10 protein-coding genes are annotated in these 9,535 nt (G+C 34.1%); 9 read left to right on the top strand and 1 reads right to left on the bottom strand.

Translation table 11 applies throughout. The features are described 5' to 3' along the window. Positions 1-465: 465 nt before the first annotated feature. Entirely contained in the window at positions 466-2,145 is a 1,680-nt protein-coding gene (locus VI621_RS13115; RefSeq protein WP_324218857.1) for an amino acid permease, read from the bottom strand. 261 nt (positions 2,146-2,406) lie between these two features. Between VI621_RS13115 and VI621_RS13110 the strand changes: the two genes are divergently transcribed. The 9 genes from VI621_RS13110 to VI621_RS13070 form a co-directional block, all read left to right on the top strand. Then, a complete protein-coding gene (locus VI621_RS13110; RefSeq protein WP_324218856.1) occupies positions 2,407-3,045 on the top strand; it encodes a peroxiredoxin in 639 nt (212 codons plus the stop codon). A gap of 16 nt (positions 3,046-3,061) precedes the next feature. After that, positions 3,062-3,370: a thioredoxin family protein gene (locus tag VI621_RS13105; protein WP_324218855.1), complete on the top strand. Its 309-nt coding sequence runs from the start codon at positions 3,062-3,064 to the stop codon at positions 3,368-3,370. Between the two features lie 2 nt (positions 3,371-3,372). After that, positions 3,373-3,630, top strand: a complete 258-nt coding sequence (locus VI621_RS13100; protein WP_324218854.1) for a DUF6952 family protein — start codon at positions 3,373-3,375, stop codon at positions 3,628-3,630. A gap of 115 nt (positions 3,631-3,745) precedes the next feature. Next, the gene (gene tpx / locus VI621_RS13095; protein ID WP_324218853.1) at positions 3,746-4,243 is read left to right on the top strand and encodes a thiol peroxidase; all 498 of its coding nucleotides are present in this window, start codon (positions 3,746-3,748) and stop codon (positions 4,241-4,243) included. Positions 4,244-4,252: 9 nt separating this feature from the next. After that, on the top strand, positions 4,253-4,627 hold the full coding sequence (locus tag VI621_RS13090) for a diacylglycerol kinase family protein (RefSeq protein ID WP_324218858.1): 375 nt from the start codon (positions 4,253-4,255) through the stop codon (positions 4,625-4,627). Between the two features lie 54 nt (positions 4,628-4,681). Continuing rightward, entirely contained in the window at positions 4,682-7,135 is a 2,454-nt protein-coding gene (locus tag VI621_RS13085; protein WP_324218852.1) for a DNA translocase FtsK, read from the top strand. An 8-nt stretch (positions 7,136-7,143) separates the two neighbouring features. Further along, entirely contained in the window at positions 7,144-7,785 is a 642-nt protein-coding gene (locus tag VI621_RS13080; protein ID WP_324218851.1) for an outer membrane lipoprotein carrier protein LolA, read from the top strand. Positions 7,786-7,791: 6 nt separating this feature from the next. Further along, positions 7,792-9,222, top strand: coding sequence for an LptF/LptG family permease (locus VI621_RS13075; RefSeq protein WP_324218850.1), 1,431 nt, complete (start codon positions 7,792-7,794; stop codon positions 9,220-9,222). 5 nt (positions 9,223-9,227) lie between these two features. Further along, positions 9,228-9,535: 3,4-dihydroxy-2-butanone-4-phosphate synthase (locus VI621_RS13070; protein WP_324218849.1), on the top strand; the 308-nt coding region annotated here is incomplete at its 3' end.

Genomic DNA, 9,535 nt, shown 5'->3' with positions numbered 1-9,535 from the left:
TTTAAGAAAACAAAGATATAGCGCACAGCCCGACAGCACCGGAGCTCGCGGAGGTGGTGACATGCCAAAAAAATAAAGCCAATTCTATTGCTAAAATTGGCTTTGGTTTTATCCGTGGACGGTTTCGTTTTTTCCGTAGTTTATAGTAATGGAAGTTTAATTTTTTACAGGCTTATAAATTTTGGACATATGCATTCTTATTAGTAAAAAGTTATGCTTCTATTTATTAAAAGCCTAGAGTTAGGCTAAAAAAGGAATTGCTATTATAAATCAAATCAGTGCAGTTATCACATAATATTTGTTTCATTCAACTGTAATAGTGGATTATTACCTTATTTATTTAGGGGTTTTGATGTAATTAAAGTTATACTCCTATTTGAATATTTCTCAAGTTAAAAACGTTCTGAAATCGAATTTCAGAACGTTTTTAACTTGAGAATTTTAATTTTTTAGTTTTAAGATATTTTATGATTTTTGAGTATTCAATTTACTGTTTTTATAACCGTAGATGAAGTAAAATACCAATCCTATCAACAACCAAACGCCAAACCATTTCCAGTTTGAAACCGCCATTCCTGTTAGTAAATAACAACAGGATATTAAGCCTAATAACGGGATTAATGAAAGGTTTTTAAGGAAAGCCACGACTGACATTACCACACATAGGATAAAGAAAATTACCATCGTGATATTCGTTGCAATCTTCTCTTCAGAAAAATTGAAAGTATCTGTAAAGAAAGTTGGAAATAAATACTGTATTAAAACAGCCGAAACTACAACAATTATAGGAAAAATGAACTTTGAGTTTATATATGGAATTTTGAATTTTCCATTGGTTTTTCGTTCAGCTAATTCTTCTTCGCTCTGAGGAGATAACATTAAAACTCCACCGCAAACCAAAACAAAAGCAAATAAAGTCCCAATACTGGTAAAGTCCAATACGAAGTTTTCATCGGTAAAGAAAATAGGAATTCCAACCACCAATCCTGTTATAATAGTTGCAAAACCAGGTGTTTTGTATTTTGGATGAATTGAAGAAAATTTCTTTGGCATTAATCCATCACGGCTCATGGTCATCCAGATACGTGGCTGTCCCATTTGGAAAACCAACATTACACTGGTCATAGCCACAACTGCAGCTATTGAAACTATGAATAGCATCCATTTCACTCCTTTTAGCGCAAATATTTCGGCAAGAGGATCACTTACACCTAATAAAGTATAAGAGACCATTCCGGTAATTACTAAAGCTAAAATGATATAAACAACAGTACAAATCAATAACGAATAGATCATTCCTCGTGGTAAATCGCGTTGTGGATTTTTACTTTCCTCAGCCAAAGTAGAGACGGCATCAAAACCAATGTAAGCAAAGAAAACCGCGGAGACACCTCCCATAACGCCTTTGAAACCATTTGGCATAAATGGAGTCCAATTGTCAATATCTATATAAAAAGCACCAACAACAATTACCAAAACAATAATCACCAACTTGATCATTACCATTACATTACTAATGTTTCTCGACTCTTTTGTACCTCTATAGACCAAATAAGTAATCAGCAAATTGATTACAACAGCGGGCATGTCAAAAATTACTTTTAAGCTGCCAATCATTGGTGCATTTTGCCAGGCATTAAATCCTTCTCCCGCTTTATTTTCGAGAAAAGAAGAATGGGCCGATTGATAATTTATAGTCAGCCATTCGGGTAAATGGATTTGGAAAGTCTCTAATAAATTTGTGAAATAACCACTCCACGAAAAAGCAATATAGATATTTCCGATGGAATATTCCATGATCAATGCCCATCCGATAATCCATGCGAATAATTCACCAAAGGAGACATAAGCATATGTATAAGCACTTCCTGAAACCGGAACACGAGAAGCAAATTCGGCATAACACATAGCGGTAAAACCACAAGCAATAGCACAAATAATATAAAGTATCACAACTCCGGGACCTCCGGAAAAACATGCATTTCCTATAGCACTAAAAGTTCCACCACCGATGATGGCTGCAATCCCAAAAAAAGTAAGATCCCGAACCGTTAAAACTTTGTGGAGTCCAGAATGTTCTATATCACTGCCTTGTTGCAGTATTGTCGTAGTTGATTTTCTTCTAAATAATTTTGAAAAGGACATAAATAATTTTTCTTCTAAAGTGTTAGTTTTATGGTAAATATTCGGAATATAGCTACCGATTTTGTATTTTTTTAGCAAAAACAAATATATAAAACCAATTGTATAAATGGGCATTTGTCTGCAAAAAATAAAATCACCATTTTAAATAACCAAAAACTATCACTTCATAAAAATATATAATTGAAATTGATAGCAGATACACTTCCTTATTGCTTATTTTTGTTCTATCAAAAAATAACATTAATAATAAAACACATAATTATGTCATTAGTAGGAAAAAAATTCCCAAGTATTGCAGTTGATGCTATCTCAGAAATGGGTGATAACATGAAAATCAACATTTTTGAAGAAGCTACAAAAAACAACAAAAAAGTATTATTATTTTGGTATCCAAAAGATTTTACATTCGTTTGTCCAACAGAATTACACGCTTTTCAAGCGGCTCTTCCAGAATTTGAAAAAAGAAATACAATTGTTATTGGTGCCTCTTGCGATACCAATGAAGTGCACTTTGCCTGGTTAAATACTGCCAAAAATAACGGTGGAATTGAGGGGGTAACTTATCCAATTTTGGCTGATACCAACCGTAACTTATCAAATATACTTGGAATTCTTGATATTGAATCTACAAGTTATAGTGATGATACGGATTCTATCATTATTGAAGGTTCTAATGTGACTTACAGAGCAACGTATTTAGTAGATGAAGAAGGTAAAATTTTCCACGAAAGTGTAAACGATATGCCATTGGGTAGAAACGTAAACGAATATCTGCGTTTGGTTGATGCTTATACTCATGTTCAAACCAAAGGTGAAGTTTGTCCAGCCAATTGGGAAGAAGGAAAAGATGCTATGCATGCTGACAGAAAAAGCACTGCGGAATATTTAGGGACTCACTAATTTTAAAATAAAAACTATGTTGATCGAATTAAACGAAGACACTTTACAGGATTTAGTTGCTAAAAACGAAAAAGTAGTAGTTCAGTTTTCAGCTTCCTGGTGTGGAAACTGCCGTATTATGAAGCCAAAATTCAAAAAGATGGCTCTGGAAAACGAGAACATGGCTTTTGTTTTGGTTGATGCCGAAAATTCGCCAGAATCCAGAAAATTGGCAAATGTTTCTAATTTACCAACGTTTGCCACTTTTGTAAACGGAAAGTTATTGAATGAAACTCAAACCAACAAAGCTGAAGTTTTAGCTGTATTGGTAAACGAAATCAAATAATTATGAAATTACCAGTTATCAAACATCTGAATCAATTTATTGAGGAAAATGACCAAGATTATCTTATTGAAACTATTGAGGTTTTGGAAGCTTTAACCGAGATTCCCTCCCTGAAAGATGAAGAATTAGATGTTATTGGCGAACTAATTTCCAATATGTATGGTGCACTCGAAGTTCATAAAATGATTAAAGGAGGAATGGACAAAAAAGAAGCGTTGAATACCTTTATGAAACGTGTTTTAGGATCTATTGACAAGTAATATTTTAAAAAGCATACATTTAAAAACTCTTCTGATTCGTTAGGAGAGTTTTTCTTTTTAAATTAATTTCACAAATATATTTTTCATACTTTTGATGCCTAAAAAATTATCAAAAATGGCAGCAATAACTTTAGGAGGAAATCCAATAAATACTAGCGGTGAATTACCGAAAATAGGTTCAAAAGCAGTAGATTTTAAATTAGTAAAAACCGATTTATCAACAGCTACTTTAGCTGATTTTGCCGGAAGCAAATTGGTTTTAAATATTTTTCCAAGTATTGACACCGGAACTTGTGCAGCATCCGTTAGAAAATTTAATGAGCAGGCAAGTACATTAGCCAATACAAAAGTATTGTGCGTTTCAAGAGATTTACCTTTTGCCCAAAAACGTTTTTGTGGTGCTGAAGGTCTTGAAAACGTCATTAATCTTTCTGATTTTAATATTGGGGATTTCGGTAAGGACTATGGTTTAGAAATTGTTGATGGTGTTCTTTCGGGATTACACTCAAGAGTAGTCATTGTTATAGATGAAAATGGTGTAATTACACACACAGAGCAAGTTGCTGAAATTGCAGATGAACCGAATTATGATGCCGCTTTAGCTGCACTTTAATATTTGATGATGGAATTCCAAAAAGACAGTACCTTTTTTGCCGGCAGACTTAAAAGTATCAACTTCGCATTCAAAGGCGCTGTAAAACTTATTACTACTGAACACAGTATAATGGTTCAGTTTTTGCTTGCGATTCTGCTAACTATTGCTGGTTTTTATTTCAATATTACTGCGACGGAATGGATGTTTCAAACCTTAGCAATTGGATTGGTACTTGGTGTTGAAAGTTTGAACACGGCTGTAGAAAAAATGGCCGATTTTATTCACCCGAATTATCACGAAAGAATTGGTTTTATTAAAGACATTGCCGCAGGCGCTGTTTTTTTTGCAGCTATGGCAGCCATTGCAATTGGTTTAATCATTTATGTTCCAAAATTTTTATAATTGTATAAAATCAATTTTAATTTTCTATTTTTATAGCAATTATCACAATCTCGAATGGCAAAAAAAATAAAAGCAGCAACATCTGATAAAAAAAATGACAGCAATTCCGAGGGAAAAAAGCCTTGGAAGATAGGTCGACAACACAAAATTCTTATAGGAAGTTTGTTTGTTTTATTTTCAATTGCCTTATTACTTGCCTTTATTTCCTTTTTCATTCATGGACAAGAGGATCAAAGCGCTGTTAATGAATTGTCAGACCGTTCAGAATCGGTAAATAACTGGTTGGGAAAGTTTGGTGCTTTTCTGGCTGACCTTTTCATTTATAAGGGATTTGGAGCCGCTTCTTTTCTATTCGTAAAATTATTTTTCCTGACGGGTGCTTATTTAGTTTTGGATATTTCAGTGAAAAAATTAAAAAGTATTTGGTTCTGGGACTTATTCGTTATTGTTATTTTATCCGTTTTACTTGGTTTTTTCGCGACATCTCTACCCGAATTAGGTGGAACCATCGGTTATGAAATGAATTTATTTTCACAAGATTATATAGGAAAAACAGGAACCCTTTTGGTTTTGATTTTCGGTCTGGTTATTTATCTGATTTTTAAAATAAAAGTATCCCCTGACGCCATAAAAGCATTTTTTGAAAGTACCAAAAAAGAAATTGATGAAGAATTAACTCCAATAAGAGTTCCTTCGACAGACAGCGTATATAATTTAGAAGAATTTGCAGTTAACGAAGAGGAGAGCGAGCAATTTGAAGAACCGACATTAAAACCTGTTTCTCAATTTGAGATTAATCGTGACGACTTAAAACCAACCATCAATAATCCTTCGGAAATTAATATGGGTCCGGTTTTGAAAGTAACTCCAATGACTGTTACTCCTGCAATACCTGAACCTGAAATAATCACTACCAATGACGACTCTTTTGTAATTGAAAAAGCACACGAAGAAGATGTAGTCGAAGAAAATTTAGCTTCCCGTTTGGTAGCTGATTTCGGATTATTTGACCCGACTTTAGATCTATCTCATTACAAATTTCCAACTTTGGATTTGTTGAAAGAATATTCCACAGGCGGAATCACCATCAATCAGGAAGAATTAGAAGAAAATAAAAACCGAATTGTAGAAACACTTCGCAACTACAAAATCGAAATTGCACAAATCAAGGCCACCGTTGGTCCATCGGTAACGCTATACGAAATCGTTCCCGAAGCTGGAATTCGTATTTCAAAAATTAAAAGTTTGGAAGACGATATTGCGTTGTCTTTATCTGCATTAGGTATTCGTATTATCGCACCAATTCCAGGAAAAGGAACGATTGGTATCGAAGTGCCAAACAAAAACCCTACAATGGTTTCGATGAAAAGCGTGATTGGTTCTGCGAAGTTCCAGGAAGCCGAAATGGAATTACCGATTGCTTTAGGAAAAACCATTTCAAATGAAACATTCGTAGTCGATTTGGCCAAAATGCCCCATCTTTTGATGGCTGGAGCAACCGGACAAGGGAAATCGGTTGGACTGAATGCGGTTTTGACTTCGTTACTTTATAAAAAACATCCGGCAGAAGTAAAATTTGTTTTGGTGGATCCGAAAAAAGTGGAGCTGACTCTTTTTAATAAAATTGAAAGACATTATTTAGCTAAATTACCTGATTCAGGCGATGCTATTATTACGGATAATACCAAGGTTGTCAATACATTGAATTCTCTTTGTGTGGAAATGGACAATCGCTATTCGTTACTGAAAGACGCTATGGTGCGTAACATCAAGGAATATAATGATAAATTCAAATCGAGAAAATTGAATCCTGAAAACGGACATCGTTTTCTACCTTATATAGTACTAGTGGTCGATGAGTTTGCCGATTTGATTATGACGGCCGGAAAAGAAGTCGAAACTCCTATTGCGAGACTGGCTCAATTGGCCAGAGCCATTGGAATACATTTGATTATTGCCACACAAAGGCCTTCCGTAAACGTGATTACCGGTTTGATAAAAGCGAATTTCCCTGCGAGAATTGCCTTTAGAGTAACTTCAAAAATTGATTCAAGAACTATTTTGGATACACAAGGCGCCGATCAGTTGATTGGACGAGGCGATATGCTTTATACAAACGGAAATGATGTAGTGCGTGTACAATGCGCTTTTATAGATACGCCGGAGGTAGAAAAAATCACGGAATTTATTGGTTCACAAAAAGCATATCCAGACGCTTACCTGCTTCCGGAATTTATCGGGGAAGAAAGTGGCATAAGTCTTGATATGGATATATCCGATAGAGATTCCTTGTTTAAGGAAGCCGCAGAAATTATTGTCACTGCACAACAAGGTTCGGCATCACTTTTGCAAAGAAAACTAAAATTGGGTTACAACCGGGCAGGAAGATTGATAGATCAATTAGAAGCTGCCGGAATTGTAGGTCAATTTGAAGGAAGCAAAGCCAGAAGCGTAAACGTACCTGATTTGACGTCTCTTGATCAATTTTTTAACAATGAACAAAAATAAATCTTAAAATGAAAAATTTTATTCAAATTACATTATTACTGCTTATTGGTTTAACCACTCAGGCACAGGATAAAAAAGCAAAAGGGCTTCTTGATGAAGTTACCTCAAAAATAAAAAGTTACGAAAATATAGTAATCGATTTCAAATATTCTTTGAACAATGCCAAAGAAAATATCAATCAGGACAGCAAGGGAAATGTAACCATGAAAAACAATATGTATGTATTGAACTTAATGGGCGTTACCAAAATATATGACGGAAAAAAGACCTATACCATTAATCCTGAAGATGAAGAAGTTTCGATTTCAAAATTAAACGAGAAAGATGATAGTTCGATTACGCCATCAAAAATGCTTACTTTCTTTAATAATGGCTATAAATACAGTTGGGATATTCTTCAAAATGTAAAAGGAAGAAAGATTCAATATATCAAATTGGTGCCTATTAGTTCTAGAGACCAAAGAAGAGAAATTTTGTTAGGTATTGATATTCAGACCAAAAATATTTACAATTTGATTGAAATTGGAAAGAACGGAACAAAAACTACTTTGACTGTTAATTCTTTTAAAACCAATCAGCCATTGTCAAAAAATCAATTTATATTTGCTGAGAGTAAATATCCAAATTACTACATCAACAAATTAGATTAATTTGAAGTGAAAATTCTTGACAAATACCTTCTAAAAACATTCGTGATTACATTTACTACGGTATTTGTAATCTTGTTTTTTATATTCATACTGCAAACCGTTTGGTTATTCATATCGGAACTGGCCGGTAAAGATTTGGATTTTATGTTGATTATAAAATTCCTGCTTTTCTCTATGCCGAGAATTATTCCTTTGGTATTACCGTTATCGATACTTTTAGCATCGATAATGACTTTCGGAAATCTTGCCGAAAATTACGAATTTGCCGCAATGAAATCTTCCGGAATATCATTACAAAGAGCTATGAAAAGCCTGACAATATTTATCTTGTTTTTGAGTGTTTTGGCCTTTGTTTTTGCAAATAATGTTATCCCTTATGCCGAATACAAGTTTATTAATTTCAGAAAAAATATAGCCCAAAGAAAACCAGCAATGGCTATTGCTGAGGGACAATTTAGTGATATTGGAAACTATAGCATTAAAGTGGATAAGAAGTCGGGAGAAAACGGCAATTCCCTAACGGGTGTGACTATTCATAAGAAATCTGATCAAGGTATTGGTGTTAATACTGTCATAAGAGCAAAAAACGGAGAATTAGTCAGTAGCGAAGACTCCAATATTTTAAAACTTGTTTTGCACAACGGATACTACTATGAAGATATAGTTCCGAAGAAATACGAAGAGAGAAAGAAAATCCCATTTGCTAAAGCTTCCTTCAAAAAAGATATTATCAATCTCGATTTGTCAATTTTAAACAAAGTGAGTGATAATGAAAATATTACCAATACAAATACAATGCTGAATGTAAACGAGTTAGGGTATACACTTGATTCGTTGCATAAAAATTATAATAAAGACTTGGCTTCATTTGCGGAAAACATATATCAAAGAACTGGAGCCACAAACGTTAACAAGTCAATTTCAACTATAAAAAGCAACAATATAAAAGGAGATTTACTCTCACTATATACCAATACTGAGAAAACGAAAATTTTGCAAATAGCCAAAAGTAATGTCAGCAGTACTGGTTTTTCTATTGATAGTTCAAAAGATGAAATGGCATATAAACGAAAAAACATCAACAATCATTGGTTGGCTTTATATGACAAATTTGTAATCACCTATGCCTGTATTCTCATGTTTTTTATTGGAGCTCCATTAGGTGCAATCATTCGAAAAGGAGGTCTTGGCTTACCAATTGTTTTTGCGGTTTTAATTTTTATAACGTTTCATTTTATCAATACTTTTGGAAAAAAATTAGCTCAGGAAGATGGGATATCACCGTTTTTTGGAGCCTGGATGTCCTCACTTATACTTTCTCCATTAGCCGTTTTATTAACTTACAGAGCTACAAATGATATTGGATTAATCAATATGGATGTGATTTTGCAGCCCTTTCAAAAATTATTCCAAAAACTATTTCCATCACAAACTTAATCAATATGTTACCCGATACCCTAAAGCTCAATACAATAGAAGAAGCAATTGAAGACATCCGCCAAGGAAAAATCATCATTGTTGTTGATGATGAAGACAGAGAAAATGAAGGTGATTTTCTCGCCGCTGCGGAAAAAGTAACTCCAGAAATGATTAATTTCATGGCCACTCACGGCAGAGGATTAATTTGCGCTCCTTTGACAGAAAGTCGTTGCAAAGAATTAGGGCTGCATGTAATGGTAAACAACAATACCGATCCGATGGAAACCGCTTTTACCGTTTCGGTAGATTTGAGAGGGAGTGGAGTGACTAC

The organism is Flavobacterium sp. (assembly GCF_035292545.1).
In the GTDB taxonomy this organism is placed as follows: Bacteria; Bacteroidota; Bacteroidia; order Flavobacteriales; family Flavobacteriaceae; genus Flavobacterium.
This window is presented reverse-complemented; position numbering and strand designations above follow the sequence as displayed.